Source organism: Pseudomonas sp. MYb118 (assembly GCF_040947875.1).
In the GTDB taxonomy this organism is placed as follows: domain Bacteria; phylum Pseudomonadota; class Gammaproteobacteria; order Pseudomonadales; family Pseudomonadaceae; genus Aquipseudomonas.
The window spans coordinates 279,495-299,006 of sequence record NZ_JBFRXN010000003.1 but is presented as its reverse complement, the minus strand read 5'-3'; the positions used below and the strand labels follow the sequence as shown (position 1 = coordinate 299,006).

The 19,512-nt window shown below is 63.6% G+C and carries 19 protein-coding genes and 1 pseudogene; 10 read left to right on the top strand and 10 right to left on the bottom strand.

Annotated features, from left to right (window positions below):
• The first annotated feature begins 22 nt into the window (after positions 1-22).
• The 10 genes from ABVN20_RS22755 to ABVN20_RS22710 all read left to right on the top strand — a co-directional run bounded on the left by ABVN20_RS22755 (position 23) and on the right by ABVN20_RS22710 (position 7,354).
• Positions 23-337: a c-type cytochrome gene (locus ABVN20_RS22755; RefSeq protein ID WP_368557996.1), complete on the top strand. Its 315-nt coding sequence runs from the start codon at positions 23-25 to the stop codon at positions 335-337.
• Positions 338-354: 17 nt separating this feature from the next.
• Positions 355-681, top strand: a complete 327-nt coding sequence (locus ABVN20_RS22750; RefSeq protein ID WP_368557995.1) for a cytochrome c — start codon at positions 355-357, stop codon at positions 679-681.
• On the top strand, positions 678-1,856 hold the full coding sequence (locus ABVN20_RS22745) for a cytochrome D1 domain-containing protein (RefSeq protein WP_368557994.1): 1,179 nt from the start codon (positions 678-680) through the stop codon (positions 1,854-1,856). The genes ABVN20_RS22750 and ABVN20_RS22745 overlap by 4 nt, the downstream gene beginning before the upstream one ends.
• Before the next feature lies 1 nt (position 1,857).
• On the top strand, positions 1,858-2,328 hold the full coding sequence (locus ABVN20_RS22740) for an Lrp/AsnC family transcriptional regulator (RefSeq protein ID WP_368557993.1): 471 nt from the start codon (positions 1,858-1,860) through the stop codon (positions 2,326-2,328).
• On the top strand, positions 2,313-2,828 hold the full coding sequence (locus ABVN20_RS22735; protein ID WP_368557992.1) for an AsnC family protein: 516 nt from the start codon (positions 2,313-2,315) through the stop codon (positions 2,826-2,828). The genes ABVN20_RS22740 and ABVN20_RS22735 overlap by 16 nt, the downstream gene beginning before the upstream one ends.
• Complete coding sequence (locus ABVN20_RS22730) at positions 2,821-3,264, top strand: Lrp/AsnC family transcriptional regulator (RefSeq protein WP_368557991.1); 444 nt, start codon at positions 2,821-2,823, stop codon at positions 3,262-3,264. Before ABVN20_RS22735 ends, ABVN20_RS22730 begins: the two co-directional genes overlap by 8 nt.
• A complete protein-coding gene (locus tag ABVN20_RS22725; RefSeq protein WP_368557990.1) occupies positions 3,239-3,748 on the top strand; it encodes a nitrite reductase in 510 nt (169 codons plus the stop codon). The genes ABVN20_RS22730 and ABVN20_RS22725 overlap by 26 nt, the downstream gene beginning before the upstream one ends.
• A gap of 26 nt (positions 3,749-3,774) precedes the next feature.
• Positions 3,775-4,953, top strand: a complete 1,179-nt coding sequence (nirJ, locus tag ABVN20_RS22720; RefSeq protein ID WP_368557989.1) for a heme d1 biosynthesis radical SAM protein NirJ — start codon at positions 3,775-3,777, stop codon at positions 4,951-4,953.
• 68 nt (positions 4,954-5,021) lie between these two features.
• Positions 5,022-5,858: a uroporphyrinogen-III C-methyltransferase gene (gene cobA / locus ABVN20_RS22715; RefSeq protein WP_368557988.1), complete on the top strand. Its 837-nt coding sequence runs from the start codon at positions 5,022-5,024 to the stop codon at positions 5,856-5,858.
• Positions 5,855-7,354 carry a cytochrome D1 domain-containing protein gene (locus tag ABVN20_RS22710; protein ID WP_368557987.1) on the top strand — a complete coding sequence of 500 codons (1,500 nt, stop codon included), beginning with the start codon at positions 5,855-5,857 and terminating at the stop codon, positions 7,352-7,354. The genes cobA and ABVN20_RS22710 overlap by 4 nt, the downstream gene beginning before the upstream one ends.
• A gap of 51 nt (positions 7,355-7,405) precedes the next feature.
• Here ABVN20_RS22710 and ABVN20_RS22705 read toward each other — a convergent pair.
• The 10 genes and pseudogenes from ABVN20_RS22705 to ABVN20_RS22660 all read right to left on the bottom strand — a co-directional run.
• Positions 7,406-7,501, bottom strand: a pseudogene (locus ABVN20_RS22705) (outer membrane lipoprotein carrier protein LolA); the annotation flags it as partial.
• 43 nt (positions 7,502-7,544) lie between these two features.
• A complete protein-coding gene (locus ABVN20_RS22700) occupies positions 7,545-8,288 on the bottom strand; it encodes an SDR family oxidoreductase (RefSeq protein WP_368557986.1) in 744 nt (247 codons plus the stop codon).
• A gap of 567 nt (positions 8,289-8,855) precedes the next feature.
• A complete protein-coding gene (locus tag ABVN20_RS22695) occupies positions 8,856-9,383 on the bottom strand; it encodes a nitrous oxide reductase accessory protein NosL (RefSeq protein ID WP_368557985.1) in 528 nt (175 codons plus the stop codon).
• A gap of 29 nt (positions 9,384-9,412) precedes the next feature.
• Positions 9,413-10,243: an ABC transporter permease gene (locus ABVN20_RS22690; RefSeq protein ID WP_368557984.1), complete on the bottom strand. Its 831-nt coding sequence runs from the start codon at positions 10,241-10,243 to the stop codon at positions 9,413-9,415.
• The gene (locus ABVN20_RS22685) at positions 10,240-11,163 is read right to left on the bottom strand and encodes an ABC transporter ATP-binding protein (RefSeq protein ID WP_368557983.1); all 924 of its coding nucleotides are present in this window, start codon (positions 11,161-11,163) and stop codon (positions 10,240-10,242) included. The genes ABVN20_RS22690 and ABVN20_RS22685 overlap by 4 nt, the downstream gene beginning before the upstream one ends.
• Positions 11,160-12,449 carry a nitrous oxide reductase family maturation protein NosD gene (locus ABVN20_RS22680; protein WP_368557982.1) on the bottom strand — a complete coding sequence of 430 codons (1,290 nt, stop codon included), beginning with the start codon at positions 12,447-12,449 and terminating at the stop codon, positions 11,160-11,162. Before ABVN20_RS22680 ends, ABVN20_RS22685 begins: the two co-directional genes overlap by 4 nt.
• A 25-nt stretch (positions 12,450-12,474) precedes the next feature.
• The gene (gene nosZ, locus ABVN20_RS22675; RefSeq protein ID WP_368557981.1) at positions 12,475-14,394 is read right to left on the bottom strand and encodes a TAT-dependent nitrous-oxide reductase; all 1,920 of its coding nucleotides are present in this window, start codon (positions 14,392-14,394) and stop codon (positions 12,475-12,477) included.
• Between the two features lie 54 nt (positions 14,395-14,448).
• The gene (gene nosR, locus ABVN20_RS22670) at positions 14,449-16,629 is read right to left on the bottom strand and encodes a transcriptional regulator NosR (RefSeq protein WP_368557980.1); all 2,181 of its coding nucleotides are present in this window, start codon (positions 16,627-16,629) and stop codon (positions 14,449-14,451) included.
• Between the two features lie 110 nt (positions 16,630-16,739).
• Positions 16,740-18,122 carry an oxygen-independent coproporphyrinogen III oxidase gene (gene hemN / locus ABVN20_RS22665; RefSeq protein ID WP_368557979.1) on the bottom strand — a complete coding sequence of 461 codons (1,383 nt, stop codon included), beginning with the start codon at positions 18,120-18,122 and terminating at the stop codon, positions 16,740-16,742.
• Positions 18,123-18,142: 20 nt separating this feature from the next.
• Positions 18,143-19,486: a coproporphyrinogen III oxidase gene (locus tag ABVN20_RS22660; protein ID WP_368557978.1), complete on the bottom strand. Its 1,344-nt coding sequence runs from the start codon at positions 19,484-19,486 to the stop codon at positions 18,143-18,145.
• Positions 19,487-19,512 lie beyond the last annotated feature (26 nt).

Genomic DNA, 19,512 nt, shown 5'->3' with positions numbered 1-19,512 from the left:
TTCATCAATACAAGGAAACACCATGAAAAATACATTGCTTTCACTGTTCGCCCTGACCGCCGCGTTGAGCGTGCAACCGGTCATGGCCGATGACGGACCGACCCTGTTCAAGGCCAAACCTTGCGCAGCCTGTCACTCGATCGACGCCAAGCTGGTGGGACCTGCGCTCAAGGAAGTCGCCGCGAAAAACGCCGGTGTCGCCGGCGCCGCAGACACCCTGGCCAAGCACATCAAGAATGGTACGCAGGGTAACTGGGGCGCTATGCCAATGCCGCCGAACCCGGTCACCGATGAAGAAGCCAAGACCCTGGCGAATTGGGTACTGAGCCTCAAATAACCCACAAGGAGGGCGTCATGAGTATCTACCGACACACCGTCGTCCTGGCGGCCCTCCTCCTCTTTTGCGCAACCGCGGTTGCCACGCCTGACGCCCCGCGCCAGGCCAAACTCGAACACCTGCTGGTCCAGGATTGCGGCGCCTGCCATGGCCTGCACATGACCGGCGGGCTGGGCCCGGAGCTGACACGCGCAGCCCTGGCCGGCAAATCCAGGGACAGCCTGATTGCCACCGTCACCCACGGCCGGCCGGGCACCGCCATGCCCGGCTGGGCCCCGCTGCTCGGCCCTGATGACATCAGTTGGCTGGTCGATTTTCTACTCAAGGGATACCCCGCACCATGATCCGTACCTTCCTGCTGACGGCGGCTGCCAGCCTGCTGCTGTCCGGTTGTGCCCAACCACCGCTGCGTGGCACCGGTGACCTGGGGGTCGTGGTCGAACGCGCCACCGGCAGCGTGCAGATCATCGAAAGCGACACCCACAGCGCCCTGGCCCGCATCGAAGGCCTGGGCGACCTGTCCCATGCCTCGGTGGTGTACTCGCGCGACCAGCGCTACGCCTACGTGTTCGGCCGCGATGGCGGCCTGAGCAAGATCGACCTGTTGACCCAACGCATCGAGCGGCGGGTGATCCAGGGCGGCAACGCCATCGGCGGCGCCATCAGCCAGGACGGCAAGCTCATCGCCGTGTCCAACTACGTGCCGGGCGGGGTCAAGGTGTTCGATGCGCGAACCCTCGAACAGGTCGCCGACATCCCCGCCACGCCACTGGCCGACGGCAGCAAGCGCTCGCGCACCGTCGGCCTGGTGGATGCCCCCGGCCAGCGGTTCGTCTACAGCCTGTTCGACACCGGCGAGATCTGGATCGCCGATTTCAGCCAGGGCACCACGCCGAAGATCAGCCGCTACACCGGCATCGGCCAGCAACCCTACGACGCACTGATCACTCCTGACGGGCGCTATTACATGGCCGGCCTGTTCGGTGAGGACGGCATGGCCCAGCTTGACCTCTGGCACCCCGAGCGCGGGGTCAAACGCGTGCTCGGCGACTACGGGCGCGGCCAGGAAAAACTCCCGGTGTACAAGATGCCCCACCTGGAAGGCTGGGCCGTGGCCGACAACCAGGCGTTCGTGCCGGCAGTGGGTCGCCACCAGGTGCTGGTGATGGATGCGCGCACCTGGCAACAGACCGCCGCCATCCCCGTGGCCGGGCAACCGGTGTTCGTCACCTCGCGCCCGGACGGTCGCCAGCTGTGGGTCAACTTCGCCTACCCGGACAACGACAAGGTCCAGGTCATCGACACCGAAACCCACGCCGTGGTCGCCGACCTGCAACCGGGACCGGCGGTGCTGCACATGGAATTCACCTCCCGCGGCGACCAGCTATGGCTGTCGCTGCGCGATGGAGACCAGGTGCAGGTCTGGGACCCCTACACCCTCAAGCCAGTCAGCGAGCTGCCCGCCGCCGCGCCGAGCGGGATTTTCTTCAGCAGCCGCGCACAAAAAATGGGTTATTGAAATGGACCTCGACCTGCTCAGCCGCCAATTGATCGACCGCTACCAGCACGGCATGCCGCTGTGCGCCGAACCCTACCGGGAAATGGCCCAGGTGCTGGGCTGCACCGAAGCGCAGGTGATGCAGTGCCTGCAACGCCTGGAACTGGCCGGCGCCCTGTCGCGCATCGGCCCGGTGTTCGAGCATAGCCGCGCCGGCGCCAGCACCCTGGCCGCCCTCGCCGTTCCGGCCGAACGCCTGCACCAGGTCGCCGAACGCGTCAGCCAGTACCCCGAGGTCAATCACAACTATGCCCGCGAACATCACTACAACCTGTGGTTCGTGCTGACCGGTCCGAACCGCCAGCACATCGAGCGGGTACTCGAAGAGCTCGAGCACGACACCGGCCTCACCCCGTTGGACCTGCCGATGCTCACCGCTTACCGCATCGACTTGGGTTTCGCCCTGGGAGACAGCCCATGCAAAAGGGTCTGAACCCGCGCCAGGCCACGGCCCTGCGCCGTCACCTGGAAGGCGGTTTGCCGCAGGTTGCGCGGCCCTATCAAGCACTGGCCGAACGCATCGACGCCGACGAACAGCAGGTGCTCGGGCAAATGCAGGAATGGCAGGCACAGGGGTTATTCCGCCGGATCGGCCTGGTGCTCAACCATCGCGCCCTGGGCTTCACCGCCAACGCCATGCTGGTGCTCGATGTGCCCGACGCCTTGGTCGACGAAGTCGGCAAACGCTTGGGCCAGGCCCCCGATGTCAGCCTCTGCTACCAACGCCCGCGGCGCTTGCCGCAGTGGCGCTACAACCTGTTCTGCATGGTCCACGGGCGCCAGCGCGACCGGGTCGAGGCGCACATCGAGGCGCTGCTGGCCGAGCACCTGCTCAGCGACCTGCCCCACCAACTGCTGTTCAGCACCCGTGCCTACAAACAATGCGGCGGGCGCTTTGCACCTTCTGCCACCGGAGCCCACGCCCATGGATGACCTCGACCGTCGGTTGATCAATCGCCTGCAACTGGGCCTGCCCCTGGTACGCCACCCGTGGAAAGTACTGGCCGCCGAGCTGGGCAGCAGCGACACCGAATTGCTCGATCGCCTGCACCTGTTGCTCGAGGACGGCGTGCTCACCCGCTTCGGCCCGATGTTCGACATCGAGCGACTGGGCGGCGCCTTCACCCTGGCGGCGCTGGCGGTGCCGGAAGAGCGTTTCGACACCGTGGCCGCGCAACTGCATGCCCTGCCGGAAGTGGCGCACAACTACCGCCGCGAACACGAGTGGAACATGTGGTTCGTCCTCGGCTGCGCCACCGAGCAGCGCCTGAACGACACCTTGCAGCACATCCAGGACCTGACCGGCCTGCCATTGCTCAATCTGCCCAAGGAGGAGACTTACCATGTCGGTTTGTATTTCCCGGTCTGAAGACACCGCTCCTCAAGAGCATGCCCAGCGCCTGATAGAACTGACCCAGGCTGGCCTGCCCCTGATCGAAGACCCCTGGACGTGGCTGGGCGAGCAACTGGGCCTGAGTGTCGAATCGACCCTGGACCTGCTCAAGCGCTTGCAGGCCGAAGGCGCGATCCGCCGCATCGCCGCGGTGCCCAACCACTATCGCCTGGGTTATCGCTTCAACGGCATGACCGTGTGGGACGTGCGCGACGCCGACATGCCGCGCCTCGGCGCGCTGATCGGTGCGCAGCCCTTCGTCAGCCATTGCTACCGCCGCCCGCGACGCACCGCCTGGCGCTACAACCTGTTCGCCATGGTGCACGGGCGCAGCCGCGAGGAAATCGACAGCTACCGCGACCACCTGCGTTACCTGCTGGGCGACGCCTGCACCGCCGACGAGATGCTGGTCAGTAGCCGCATCCTGAAGAAAACCGGTTTGCGCCTGCCTTCGAACTGAACACACGCCGACTCAAGGAGAGCCGCATGTTGAGGATCAGCCAATACCTGCGAGCGCTGGCCACTGGCGCGCCCGCCCCCAGGACCAGCCCACCGGGCAGCCACCGCGCGCCGGTGGTGATCTGGAATCTGCTCAGGCGCTGCAACCTGACCTGCAAACACTGTTACGCCACCTCGGCCGACAGCGTGTTTCGCGACGAACTGGACACCACCACGGCCATGACCGTGATCGACGACCTGCACGACGCCGGGGTCAAGGTGCTGATCCTGTCCGGGGGCGAACCGCTGCTGCGCCACGACCTGTTCGTGCTCAGCGCCTATGCCCGTTCCAAGGGATTCTTCGTCGCCCTGTCCACCAATGGCACGTTGATCAACGAAGACAACATCGCGCACATCCGCGCGGCGCAATTCGATTATGTGGGCATCAGCATCGACGGCCTGGAGGCCACCCACGACGCCTTCCGCCAGCTCAAGGGCAGCTTTGCCAGTTCCATGCACGGCATCCAGTTGTGTCGCGAACAGGGCATCCGCGTCGGCCTGCGCACCACCCTCACCCAGGAAAACCATGCGCAACTGCCGCAATTGCTGGAGCTGATGCGCGAGTACGACGTGCAGAAGTTTTACCTGTCGCACCTCAACTACAGCGGTCGCGGCAAGCGCAGCCGCAAGCTCGACGCCCGCCAGCAGATGAGCCGCGAGGCCATGACGCTGATTTTCCAGCGCGCCTGGGCCGACATCCAGCAGGGCCTGGACAGCGACTTCGTCAGTGGCAACAACGACGCCGACGCCGTGCTGATGCTGCAATGGGTCGAGCAGCACCTGCCGCAGCACGCCGTACGCCTGGAACGCATGCTGCGCGACTGGGGCGGCAATGCCTCGGGCAGCGGCATCGCCAACATCGACAACACCGGCGAAGTGCACCCTGACACTTACTGGTGGCAGCACTCGGTGGGCAACGTGCGGCGCACGCCGTTCCGCACCCTGTGGCTGGAGCAGCCCGATGCCCTGTTGCAGCAGTTGCGCGTACACCCACGGGTGGTTGGTGGCCGCTGCGCGCAGTGTCGCTGGCTGGCCATCTGTAACGGCAACACCCGCACCCGCGCCTGGGCCGAGGGCGACCTGTGGGGCCAGGACCCCGGTTGCCACCTGAGCGATGAAGAAATCGGCCTGCCGCCGATCCACACGATTGCCTGCATCACCCATTGATTGCCCGTTCGGCCAACCACCTAAAAAGGCTGGGGCCGATCAACCTGATGAAGCACCAAGGACGTCCCATGCCTTTATCGATCGCTCTACCGGCAACACTCGAGTCCCTGTTCAGACCGGGCGAAGTCGCCCTGGTCGGCGCCGGCCCCGGCGATCCGCGCCTGTTGACCCTGCGCGCCTGGAGCCTGTTGATGCAGGCCGACGCGGTGGTCTACGACCGCCTGATCAGCCCGGAACTGCTGACGCTGATCCCCCTCACCTGCGCCCGTCATTACGTCGGCAAAGCCAGCGGTTGCCACAGCCTGCCCCAGGAGCAGATCAACCAGTTGCTGGTGGACCTGGCCGACCAGGGCCAGCGGGTGGTGCGCCTCAAGGGCGGTGATCCGTTCATTTTCGGCCGTGGCGCCGAAGAGCTGGAATACCTGCTGGAGCGCAACGTCGACTGCCAGGTGGTGCCGGGCATCACCGCCGCCTCCGGTTGCAGCGCCTACGCCGGCATCCCGCTGACCCATCGTGACCTGGTCAACTCCTGCCGTTTCATCACCGGCCACCTGCAGAACGATGGCGAGCTGAAGCTGCCCTGGCAGGACCTGGCCGACGACAGCCAGACCCTGGTGTTCTATATGGGTTTGTCGAACCTGAAGATCATCGCGCACAAGCTGATCGAAGCGGGACTGGCGGCCGAGACCCCGGCGGCGTTGATCAGCAACGGCTCGCGGCCTGACCAGCACGTCGTGCGTGGCCCATTGCGCGAGTTGCCCAACCTGGCGCTGGAATGCCCGCCGGGGATCCCGACGCTGACGGTGATCGGCAAGGTGGTCGACCTGTTCGCCGCCCAGCCCATGGAGCATCCGGCCCGTTTCTACCCGGTGCAGGCCGTGCAGCGCCGCAAGGTGGCGCTATGAAGCACGCCCTGCTGGTTCCGCTGTTGTGGTTCGGGGCGGCTCATGCACTGGCGGCGAGTGATGCCGCCGCGCTGCAGGAGGCGGCGAACAACTACCAGCAACATTGCCAGAGCTGCCATGGCGCCAACCGCTTCGGCGGCACAGGGCCGGCCTTGCTGCCGGAGAGCCTGAGCCGGATCAAGCCGGACGAGATCCGCAAGGTGATCAGCGAAGGTCGCCCGGCCAGCCAGATGGCGAGCTTCAACACGGTGTTCAACCCGGCGCAGATCGAGGCGCTGGCGGATTACCTGCAACAACCGCCGGCCACCCCGCCGGTGTGGACCGATGCCGATATTCGCAACAGCCACATCATCGTCACCGATATCAACAAGCTGCCCGCCACACCGCAGCATGGCGCCGACCCACTGAACCTGTTCGTGGTGGTCGAGGCCGGCGATCACCACATCAACATCCTCGACGGTGATCGCTTCAACGTGCTGGCGCGCTTCACCTCGCACTTTGCCGTGCACGGCGGGCCGAAGTTCTCCCCGGACGGGCGGTTTGTCTACGTGGCGTCGCGCGATGGTTGGGTGAGCCTGTACGACCTGAACAACCTGAAGCTGATCGCCGAGGTCCGCGCCGGCCTCAACACCCGCAACCTCGCGGTGAGCAAGGACGGGCGCTGGGTGCTGGTGGGCAACTACCTGCCGGGCAGCCTGGTGGTGCTCGATGCCCGTGACCTGTCACCCGTCAAGACCATCCCGGCAGTTGGCCAAGACGGCAGCGCCTCGCGGGTCAGCGCGGTGTATACGGCGCCGCCACGGGACAGCTTCATCGTCGCACTCAAGGACGTGAAGGAAGCCTGGGAAATCTCCACCGCCGGCACACCGACCTTCGAGCCACGGCGCATTCCCGCCGAAGACATGCTCGACGATTTCTCCTTCTCACCCGACTACAAACAATTGCTGGCCACCTCACGCAAGGCCAAGGGTGGCCAGGTGATCGACCTGGACAGCGGCAAGGTGGTCACCGACATCCCGCTGCCGGGCATGCCGCACCTGGGGTCCGGGACGTACTGGAAGCGCAACGGCGAGTGGGTGTTCGCCACGCCGAACATCAGCAAGGGGCTGATCTCGGTGATCGACTTCAAGACCTGGAAACTGATCAAGGAAATCCCCACCCTGGGGCCGGGGTTCTTCATGCGCAGCCACGTCAACTCGCGCTATGCCTGGACCGACGTGTTCTTCGGCCCGGACAACGACGCCATCCACCTGATCGACAAACAGACCCTGGAAATCGCCCACACCCTGCGCCCGATGCCCGGCAAAACCGCCGCCCACGTCGAATTCACCCGCGACGGTCGCCACCTGCTACTGAGCATCTGGGCCACCGACGGCGCGCTGATCGTCTACGACAGCAACACCCTCAAGGAAATCAAACGCATCCCGATGAACAAACCGTCGGGCAAGTACAACGTGGGTAACAAGATCGAGTTTGCCGAAGGGACTTCGCATTAATCAGTAGTTCCCTGTCGATCGTTCCCACGCTCCGCGTGGGAACGATCACTCGCAAACAACTGTGGGAGCGAGCCTGCTCGCGATGAACGCAAGAACACCGCGGTGTGCCAGATGCCCCGCGTCATCGTTGACGACCATCGCGAGCATGCTCGCTCCTACAGGGGGGGGGGTGGTGTTTGTGAAGGATTTGTCAGGCCAGGGAATAGCCGTGATCCACCCGCCAATCCTGGCCGTACACACCGCGTGCGCCCTGGGATAGCTGGAAGATGATCACATTGGCCACCGCCGCTGCGTCGAGGAAATGCCCGGGCAGCAGGCGTTTGCCGAGGTGGTCGGCGACGTTGTCGAGCTCGCCGTCGCTCAGGCCCAGGTTGTCCCACATTGACGTGGCGGTCGGGCCTGGGGAAACCAGGTTGATGCGCACATCGCAACCGGCGAACTCCACCGCCAAAGTGCGCGCCTGCGCCGCCAATGCGGCCTTGCTGGCGATGCATGCCGCCAGGCCGGGAAAGCTCGAACCGGTGAGGAAGCTGCCGACGAACACCACCGACGCCGGGTTCGCCAGCTCACCGCGCAACGCCGCCAGGGTGTTCAACGCCCCTGCCCCGTTAACCGCCCACTGCCGGGCAAAAGCCGACACATCCAGGCTATCGGCCATCTCGGCAATGCCCGCATTGGGCACCAGATAATCCACCGGCCCCAACAGCGCCGCACGCCGCGCCAGCGCCTGCAAATCCTGCTCACGCGTCACATCGCCGGCCAACCACTGCAAGCGCTCGCCATAAATCTGCTGCAAGGCCGGCAACTCCCCCACCGTGCGCGACATCGCCAACACCTTCACCCCCCGGGGCAACAACGCCGCACACAAAGCCAGGCCAATCCCGGAACTGGCACCGGTGATCACCGCCAAACGATCCTGAAACTCGGTTTTCATCATGTTCTCCTGGGCATCGACAATGCCGGGCACTCGCGACCTTTCGGGAGGTTATCTTTGAACATGCGGGGGAATATCGACTTGACGGCGATCAGATTTTGAAAATGGGGAAAAACCAGAACAACACCGGACAAGCTTTGCATTTGCTGTGCTTTTGCTTTGCTTTGCTTTGCTTTTGCTGTGCTTTTGATTTTGATCTGAAAGCCCCGTTAAACCACGATGGCCGAACACAGGCATTGCGCAGTGGGGAAACCGGCAGGACGCCGGTTTAGCCGCGCCGGGCCATGGATGGCCCGTCGCGGCGACCCACGGAGCAATGCCTGTGTTCGGGCACACCGAGCGTTAGCGAGGTGCCGAGTGGTGGGGCGAGAGCGTTTTTGGTTACTTTTGGCGCTCTTCCAAAAGTGACCCGCCGTAAGGGCGGAACCTTAAGAAGCCGTATCGCAGTAATGGATATGTACCCGCATAGGCCGCCATCGCGAGCAAGCCCGCTCCCACAGGGATCTCCAGTGAACCCAATATATGTGAGCACCAGAAAACACTGTGGGTGGGTGGTGGGCTCAAATATCAATGCATCGAATGCCCCCCCATCCCCGGCTGCTGCAACACCGACTGATCAATCTCGCTGAACCTCAACACCCGCCCCCCCTGCTCCTCAGCCAGCTTGTCAGCCATGTGCTTGCTGGAGAACGACGCCAATACCACCCCCATCGCCCCCTTGAGTTTGGTGCCCACCACGTAGAACGCATCCCTGGCATCAATCAGTTGCGCATCATCAGGCTTGTCCCACGCCACGCGGCCCATGTCGTGCACATACAACTTCGCACCGCTGTGCTGATTTTCCGGCTGCAACCACCAACCAATCATCTCCGCCGTGGAACAGAATTTCTTCACGCCGCTGTGCTCCACCACTTCACCCTTGGGGCCGGGGAACTCGCCGATGATCATGCCGCAGACATGGCATTCATCGCTTGAGTGAAAGGCGACCGGCGCCAGGCTGTTGCTGGCTTCCACCGGTTTGTCACACCCCGTCAGCCACAGGCAAGCCATCAGGCCCGCGACCGCCCCAAGCGTTTTCAGATAAAGCGTACTCATCGTCAACTCCACACATTTCAAGACAGAATTCAGCTCGCCCGCCGGCGGAACAGCAGCCAGGCCGAGCTCAGCGGCGCCGCGACCCACAGGGCCAGGCACAGCCAGAGCATCGCGCCCGGCAGTGGCAGGTCGGTGCCCAGGGTCAGCACGCCGGAGGTGGTGGCGCCACCATCGAAACCGGACAGGTTGATCAGGCGATAGATGTCCGCCGGGTTGAGCAACAGCAGCCACGGCAACACCTTGGGGTTGAACTGCCCTTCGCTGAGCACCAGCAGGGCCAGCAGCGCCAGGTCGAACACCAGCACAAAGAAGAACCACACCCCCAGCGCCAGCCCGGCGGCCGTGGATTTTTCCGCGGAGATGCTGCTCAACACATAGGCCAGCCCGAGGAAGCCCCAACCGAGCAAGGTCGACGACAGCATGAAACGGCCAAAGGCCCACACCAGCAGGCTCAGCTCGACGTCGTCCACCAGCACGGCGATCGCCAGCATCGCGCAGCCGAACCCCAGCAGCGTCGCCAGCGCAAGAATGCCGCCGTGGCCGATGAACTTGCCCAGCAGGATGTACCCGCGCCCCAGCGGATAGGTGAGCAACAGCAACAAGGTGCCGCTTTCGTCCTCGCCGACGATGGCGTCATAGGCCAGCAGCAAGGCGATCAGCGGCATCAGGAAAGTCGCGAGGCTGGCCAGGCTGGCAATGGTCGCCGGCACCGAAGTGAAGCCCAGTTGCCCGGACGCCGCCGCGCCCAGCCAGGCGATGCCGGTGGCCAGCACCGCGAACAGGATGCTGATGGCCAGCAACCAGCGGTTGCGCAGGCCGTCGCTGAACTCCTTGCGGGCCATGTTCCAGATCGGGTTCATGCGGTCTCTCCCTTGGCGTGTGCCGCGGCCCGGCTCATGTAATGGCGGTAAAGGTCTTCCAGCGACGGCGGCGCAATTTCCACATCGCTGGGGTCGTCTTCATTGAGCAACTGGCGCAACAGGCCGAGTTTGCTGCCATTGAGCGCCGCCACTTCGAGCCCTTCCACGCCCCAGCGCTGGGTGGGGTGGCCGGCGATGTTCCAGGAGATCTGCAAGGGCCCGGCGTGCTTGAGGCCGTTGGCGCGAATGAAGGTCGGCAGCCCGGCGTCCTCGCGCAACTTGCGCAGGCTGCCCAGCGCCAGCAGGCGGCCCTGGGTGAGGATCGCCGCACGGTTGATGTGCGCCTCGACCCCGGGCAGCACGTGGGAACAGATGATGATGCTGGCGCCCTGGCCGCGCAGGCGGTCGAGCAGGCGGTACAGGTCCTGGGTGGCCATCGGGTCGAGACCCACGGTGGGCTCGTCGAGCAGCAACAGGCGTGGCTCGCCGAGCAGTGCCTGGGCCAGCCCCAGACGCTGGCGCATGCCCTTGGAGTAAGTCTTGACCCGCCGCCGCGCCGCAGCCGCCAGCCCCACCTCCTCCAGCAAACGGTCCACCTGGGCCTTCGAAGCGCCCTTGAGCCGGGCGAAATGGCGCAAGGTCTCCAGGCCGCTCATCTGCGGGTAAAACGTCACGTTCTCCGGCAAGTAGCCGAGCATTTGCCGCACCTGCGGATCGCTGGGCGGACGGCCGAACACCCGCACCTGGCCCTCGCTGGCTTCAAGCAAACCGAGCACCAGCTTCATGCTGGTGGTCTTGCCCGCGCCGTTGTGACCGAACAGGCCCAGCACTTCCCCCTCGCCCAGGCTCAGGTTCAAGTCATGCAGGACGGTGGCCTGCCCATAGCGCTGGCTGACGCCTTCGATGTCGATGACATTCATCCGATGGGCTCCTTGGCCAGGTCTTCAGTGGTGGGTTTCATCAGTGGGTGGCTGTCCATGACGCCCGGCGACTTCATCACCGGGAACGCCCGTTGCACCCAGCGCAGCAGCTCGATGCCGGGGCTGTTCATCAGCAGGCGCACCTGCGGGTACATCCACAGCAGGCGATCGACGTTGTCGTTGGGTTCGTAGGCGATATCGCCCAGGCCATCGTCGTTGCGGTCCCAGCCCAGGTAGTCGCTCCAGTAGTTGCCGCGACCGTCGATGGACCATTCCTGCAAGCGGGTCGCCACGTACTTGACCTGGCGCTGGTTGCCGACAAAGGCGTTGTCGGCGATGCGGTTGTCCTCCGAACCCGCCGTCAGGTGAATACCCACGGCGCTGCGCTCGAAGTGGTTGTGTTCGATGCTGTTGAACAGCGAGTTGTAGATGAACAGCGCCTTGCCCTCGGCGCCGGTGATCATGGTGTCGCCGGTGGAGCCGTCGCGCACGTCGGTGACGAAGTTGTCGCGCAGGGTCGAATAGGTGATGTAGTTCATCAGGATCCCGTAGTTCTGATCCTGTTCGGAGCGGTTGCCGGTCACGATCAGCTTGCGGCTTTGCATCAGCGCGTAGCCGGTGCGGGTGCGGCGGGTGATGTTGTCGAGCACCTGGTTATCGTTGGCGAACATGTAGTGCACGCCGTAACGCAAATCTTCCAGGGTATTGCCTTGCAGCAGGTTGCCGTTGGAGGTGTCGATGTAGATGCCATCGCGCGCTTCGCGCACGTGGTTGCCAATGACCTTGGCGCCGCGCACGGCGTACAGGTGAATGCCGTTGCCGCGGTCCTGCGAGCGCATTTGCGGGTCACCCTGGATGTCGTTGTCGATCAGGCTGGCATCGTGGGTGCTGTCCACCCAGATGCCAAAGCCCTGCCCCTGCATGCGATTGCCCTTGATCAGCGCACCACGGGCCTTGGGTTGCAGGAACACCGCCGAGTTCATGGCGGTCAGGTCATGCCCCCAGTCGAGAAAGGTGCAGCCTTCGATCGTCACGTCAGGCGCGCTGACCGTCAGCCCATTACCCTGCCCCTGCGCCTGGAACACCGCACCGGGTTCACAGACGATGTGCATCGGCGCGTCCACGCTGAACGAGCCGCGGTACTCGCCTGCCGGCAGGTGCCAGCGCTGCTCGGCATCCTGCTGCAACGGCAGTTCGGTAATGGGTTGTACAGCCAGCGCGCTGCCGGACATCGACAGCAGCGCGAACGCGATCACCTTGATCGGCTTGCCCAGGATTTCGGTCATCGCTGCGCTCCTGTCTTCACCACCGTCAGGCCGGTTCGACCAGCATGCGGCCGACCATTTCCATGTGCAGCGCATGGCAGAACCAGCTGCAGTAGTACCAGTGCAGGCCGGGCTTGTCGGCGGTGAAGGTGATGGACGAGGTCTGCTGCGGGCTGATCTCCATGCTCGCGCCGTGGTTGGTCATGATGAAGCCGTGGGACACGTCCTCGATCTGGTCGATGTTGGTGATGGTCACGGTGACTTCGTCACCCTGCTTGACGGTGAACTCGGTCAGGCCGTACGCCGGCGCCATGGAGGTCATGTAGACCCGCACTTTCTTGCCGTCGCGGATGACCTTGTTGTCGGTCTCCAGGTTGATTCCGTCTTTCTTGGCCCGGGCCACGGTCGGGGCGAAGAACGGGTCGTTGCGGTCCCAGATCTTCTTGGTCTTGATCTGGTCGCGACGGGCGAGGATGCAGTCGTGGGGTTCGGCGAACGCCGGGCCGTCGTGCACCAGTTTCATTTCCTCACCGGAAATGTCAATCAACTGGTCGTTCTCCGGATGCAGCGGGCCGGTCGGCAGGAAGCGGTCCTTGGAGAATTTGCACAACACCACCAGCCACTTGCCGTCGGCTTCACTGGTTTCGGTCAGGGAGGCATGGTTGTGGCCCGGCTGGTAGTGCACGTCGAGCTTCTGCTTGATGTAGTTGACCTTCTCGCCCTTGTACGCGCGGATGGCATCGGCCATGTTCCACTTCACCACCTGGCTGTCGATGAACAGCGTGGTGTAGGCATTGCCGCGACCGTCGAAGGTGGTGTGCAGCGGGCCCAGGCCCAGTTCCGGCTCGGCGACGATGACGTCGCGCGGGTCCTTGTACTTGTCGTTGAACAGGTCATCCAGACGCGCGATTTCGATCATCGACACGGTGGGCGACAGCTTGCCGTTGGCGATGAAGTACTTGCCGTCCGAGGACGTGTTGAGGCCGTGCGGGTTCTTCGGCACCGGGATGTAACGGGTGAACTCGGAATCCTTGCCATCGACCTTGCGACCATCGACCACTGGCGTCTTCGAGTCGCCCAAGGTGATGAACTTGCCGGCCTTGACCGCCGCCTCGATGCGCGGGATGTTGAACACCACCACCCAGTCGCGCTCGTTGCGCATCATGCCGCCCAGGTCGTAGGCCTTCTCCGAGTTGTAGCAGGTGGCCGCCGCATACTTGCCGGTGTAGTCGGCGTCGGAGTTGTCGAGGTTACCGTCAACGATCACCTGGAACGCCATCTCCATTTTCTCGGCGTCGATGACGTTGTACATGGTGAAGCTGTTTTTATCTTGCAGGTCGAACGTGTGGCCATCGTTAGGGTGCGGGATGACGAACTCGGCATTGGCGAACACGTATTTGGTGTGCGGCACCTTTTGCAGGCGCAGGCCGTGGATCGCCTGGACGTTGGGCACGGTGAGGATCTTGTCGCACTTCATGATATCCAGACGGATACGGGCGACGCGGGAGTTGGCCTTGTCGTTGATGAACAGGTATTTGCCGTCGTACTTGCCGTCGGTCATGGAGATGTGCGGGTGGTGGCAGTCGCCGTTCTGGTACTTGGCGCTGTCACCCAGGATCGCCTTGCTTTCGTTGGTCAGGCCCCAGCCGGTGGCGGAGTCGACGTTGAACACCGGAATACGCATCAACTCACGCATCGACGGCACGCCCAGCACCCGCACTTCGCCCTGGTGACCACCGCTCCAGAAGCCGTAGTACTCGTCCAGTTCACCGGGGCCGACATGGATCTTGGCCTGCGCGTCCTTGACCGCCGCTGCCCAGGTTTCGCGGGTGAATACCGTTCCTCCCAGGGCCGTGGCCCCCGCCAGCACTGCACCGGTCATGGCACTGCCACCCAGGAAGCCGCGGCGGCTCAGGCCCGCGTGCTCTTCTTCCTGTCCGGTTGTCGTGGATTGTTTATCGCTCATCTTGCGTTACTCCTTGAAGGGAAAACGGACACTGCGCAGGTGCGCGGGTGGAACTCATTCGCCGGCGGCCACTTCCACGACAGGGATCAGTTGCGTCCCCACGGGCGCGGCCTTGTTGCGCTTCTTGCGCTTGAGGATCAGCGGCGGGCATTTGTTGTCGTTGTGGTAAGTCATCTGGCAGTCGAGGCAGTAGTGGCACTCGTTGGCGTTGATCCGCCCGTCCGGGTGAATCGCCTGGATCTCGCATTCCTTGGCGCACAACTGGCAGGGGCTGCCGCATTCCTTGCGGCGCTTGAGCCAGTCGAACAGGCGCAGCTTGGTGGGGATCGCCAGCGCCGCGCCCAGCGGGCAGATGTAGCGGCAGTAGACCTTGCGCGTGAAGATGTTGATGACCAGCAGCGCCACGGCGTAGAGCACGAACCACCATTGGCGGTCGAAATGCAGGGTGATGGCGGTCTTGAACGGTTCCACTTCGGCGAACTGTTCGGCGGTGGCCATCGACTCCAGGGAGATGCCGAACAACAGCAGCAGGATGATGTACTTGATCGCCCACAGCCGCTCATGCACGGCGAAGGGCAATTCGTATTGCGGGATCTTCAATTTGCGTGCGGCTTCGTTGATCAGCTCCTGCAAGGCGCCAAACGGGCACAACCAGCCGCAGAACACGCCACGACCCCACAGCAGGATGCTGGCGGCGGTGAACACCCAGAGCATGAAGATCAACGGGTCGGTGAGGAACAGCTCCCAACGGAAGTTCTGGAACAAGGCATGCACGAACGTCAGCACGTTGACCACCGACAGTTGCCCCAGGGCATACCAGCCCATGAACACCACGGTGAAGATCAGGTAGCCGCGGCGCAGCCAGTGCAGGAAGCGCGGCTGGCGGGTGAACTTGTCCTGCAGAAAGAGGATGGCGGTCAGCAACACCAGGGCGCTGGCGAGCACGGCGATCTGGAACTGCTTCTGATACCAGATGTTCAACCACATCGGCCGCTTGGCTTCCTCGATGGCCGCCAGTTCTTCAGGCGTTGGCGCCGGGCGTTCGAGGTATTGCTCGGGCAGCTGGTAGGCCACTTCGAAACTGCTGAAGATGCCGTTGACCGGGCCGGTCTGCCGGCGCACCAGCAACTCCAGCGACCACGGCGAGCCCGGATCGAAAGCCGCGGCCTTGCGCACGATGAACACCGACAGCTCGTCGAACTGCGGCATGCCCTGGGCGAACACATCGGAGAGCCGTTGATGGTCCATGTCGCGGAAGCTGATGACGTTGCCGAACTGGCGCAACTGCACCCGGTCGAAAATGCCGCCGCGCACATAACCCGAGCCCTTGAAGGAATACTGCCCACGCCCGAGCACCGCGATGGCCTGCTCGCCGGGCTTGAGGTCCTGCATGAGGAAACGGTACTGGTTGTCTCCCAGCAGCGCCCGGCCGATGGTCGGCGGGTTGAGGTCGGCGGTGTACAGGTCGATGAAGGTGTCGTTGACTTGCTCAGGGCTGGCGTTGTCGACGCCCTCCGCTTCGGTGCCCTTGAACGCGGCATCGACCTGGCCACGGGTCAGGTGGAGCCGGCGAATGGAGCCGTCACCGGTCAATTGCTCCCAGGTGGCCGGCTGGTACACATCCTGGCGCACGATGGCCGGTTTGTTCTTCACCCCGCCCGTGTCGGCGATCAGCTTGAGCGAAACAGCCACGTCATGGGCTGCGCGCATGATCACTTCGTTGACCACCATGGCGGTCACGGTGGCGCCGGCGATGGCGTCGACGGTGACGGCGCTCTGGTCGCTGGAACGGCCGACCACTACCCGCTGGGTGACCTTGATGCCCTTGTAGCGGGCACTGAAACCGTGGAGTTTTTCTTCGGGAATGCCGATCAGCAGGATCGGTTCGTGGTGCTCCAGCACATAGGCGTCCTGGATCACACCGGCGGTGTCGAGGATCACCTGGGTATTGATCGGCTTGCCCGAGTAGGCCGGAATGTCCACCACGTCGAGGCTCTGGAAGACGTAGCCGACCACCTTCCCCGCCGCCGAGATGCTGCGCACTTTGAACTGGCCTTCGGGCTCGGAGACCTTGTCGGTCTGCGGGAAAACCTTGTCGATGCGCTGGCGTTCGATGTCGCCATAGGACTTGGCCTGCACCGTGGCGAACACCGCGATCAGCAACACCACCAGCACCACCAGCCCGACGCTCCAGTGGCGTGGGAAGACCTGTTTCGCGAGCGGTTGGGCTGTCATGGGTTCGCTGATTTCGAATGGGCTTGGCGGCCATCTTAGGTAGCGATGGGCCACCTGCCCTTGACTGAAATCAACTCAACCAAAAACCCCGTATCAGAACGTTCCGAGGCTCAAACGGTACGGGAAAAGCGGCCCTTCTGTTCTCCGCCCAGGTACGCATCAAAAGCCATGGCTGCGCTGCGCATCATCAAATGCCCCTGGGGCAACAGCACCAGTTCATCGGCGTGAATCTGCAACAGCCCGTCCTTCACATGCTCATCGAGTTGCGCCAGGGCATCGGCGAAATACCCGGTGAAGCAGATGCCATGACTGGCCTCGAACTTGGCGAAGTCGATGCGCCCGTGGCACATCAGGTCGCTGATCACTTCACGGCGCAACTGGTCATCGTCCGTCAGCCGATAACCACGGTGCACCGGCAGCAGGCCCTGGTCGATGCGCGCGTAGTATTGCGAAAGCTCCTTGACGCTCTGGCTGTAACTGTCGCCGACCTTGCCGATCGACGACACGCCGAGGCCGATCAGGTCGCAGTCGGCGTGGGTCGAGTAACCCTGGAAGTTGCGTTGCAGGGTGCCGCGACTGCGCGCCAGGGTCAGCTCATCGTCGGGCAAGGCGAAGTGATCCATGCCGATGTAGACGTAGCCGGCTTCGGTCAGGCGGCGGATGGTCAGTTCCAGCAGCTCGAGCTTGCGCTCCGGTGGCGGCATGTCCTCGGGACGGATCAGCCTTTGCGCCCGAACCATCTCCGGCAGGTGCGCGTAGCTGTAGGCGGCAATCCGATCCGGGCGCAAGGCGATGATCTTGCCCAGGGTGACGTCGAAACTCTGCACCGTTTGCAGCGGCAGGCCGTAGATCAGGTCGACGCTGATCGACTTGAAATGCGCCTCGCGGGCGGCGGCGACCAGGGCGTAGATCTGTTCTTCGCTTTGCTGGCGATTGACCGCCGCCTGCACGTCCGGGTCGAAGTCCTGCACGCCGAAGCTCAGGCGATTGAAGCCCAGTTGGCGCAGGGTCTGGATCCGTTCGGTGCTGATAGTGCGCGGATCGACCTCGATGGAAAATTCGTGGTTGTCGCTGTGGTCCATGTCGAACGACTGGTGCAGGCACGCCATCAGGTCGGCCAGTTGCTCGCTGGTCAGATAGGTCGGGGTGCCGCCGCCCAGGTGCAATTGCGTGAGTTTGCGGGTGCTGTCGAACAAGGCTGCCTGCATGGCGATTTCACGCTTGAGGTAGGTCAGGTATTCGACGGCGCGGTGGGTTTTCTGGGTGATGATCTTGTTGCAGGCGCAGTAGTAGCAAAGGCTTTTGCAAAACGGGATGTGGATGTACACCGACAGCGGTTTCGGGCTGGCCACCAGGTTGCTGGCCCGGGCCGCCTGCTGGTAGTCATCGACGGCGAACGCCTGGTGAAACTGCGGCGCCGTCGGGTAAGAGGTGTAGCGCGGCCCCGGACGATCGTATTTTTCCACCAGGGCGCGATTGAACACAGACTTCATGAAATCCACTCACAAAAAGGTTAATGCCTTGCACTGCCCCGTTCTTTTTCGAACAGATGGCAGATGACATCCACTTCCGGCCGACCGGCGGGAAGAATACTGATGAAACGGTCCGACAACTCGATCAGGCCATCACGGCTCAGCTGCTCCAGCCGTGGCCAGACCGAGGCGAAATAACGTGGGAACACCAGCCCGTAGCGGCGCTCGATGGAACGGATGTCCAGCTCCAGGTCACACGCCAGCCGTTCCGTGACCGTGTGCCGTATCTGCTCCCCCGATTCGAAGCGCCACCCTCGACTGGTGGGCAATTGGTCGTTGCCCAACTGACGTTGATAACGCTCGATCTCGTCGGTGTTTTGCGTGTACAGGTCGTCGATCTGGCTGATCGCGCCCAGGCCGAAGCCGATGTGATCGCAAAAGCCATGGCGGGTGAAACCGTCGCAGGTGCGGCGCAGACGCCCGCGCTCCTGGGCGATAGCCAGGTCGTCATCGGGACGCACGAACTGACCCATGCCGATGTAGTGATAACCGGCGGCAATCAATTGCTCGAAGCACACTTGGCGCATGGCGCCCTTGTCTTCCTGGCTGCACAGCGCCCGCACCTTGTCACCGATCATCGGCCGGTAGCGGCGTGGTGGCCGGGCGTAGTCGAATACCATCAGGCGGTCCGGTTCCAGCTCGATGATGGTCTTGAGTTTTGCGGCAAAGCTGTCCGGCGTTTGCCAGGCATGGCCGAAGCCCAGGTCGACATTGACCGAGCGAAAGCCGAAGGTGCGTGCGGCGTCGATCAGCGAATTGATCGGCGCCGGGTTCTGGTAGCAGGCCACCGACATCTCGCATTCGGCGTCGATGTCCGGCACGCCGATGCTGACGTGATTGAAGCCCTGTTCGCGCAGCGCGCCCATGATCGCCCAGTCAGTGTGGCGCAGGTCGACCTCGGCGCTGTAGTCGCCGCACTCGTGTTCGAGGAAATGAAAGCGGCGCCGCAGGTGGTTCATCAACTGTTTGAGGTGGGCGATGCTCGGCGTACCGCCGGCCAGGTGAAACTGCTCGACCCGTTGCTCGGGGCTGAGGTGGCAACCGACCAAGTCGATTTCGCGCTTGAGGTGTTCGAGGTACTGCTCGAGGGCGGCCTGTTCGCTCTGCGCATCGGGCGTGGTGCAGTAGGACTTGAGGTTGGCCGGCAGTTGCACGTTCAACGACAGTGGCCTGCGCTTCTGGCGGCTGATGCGCACGGCGCGCAGCAGGTCGAGCGAGCCGATGCCTGGGTGAAACTTCTGGGTGTCGGCATGACAGTTGGGGTCGAGTACGCCCTGATCGCAGCGAGCGACCGGCTCGCCGGGTTGCGGAAAGAAATCGAGCATGACAGGCCTCCGAGACGGGTCACAGG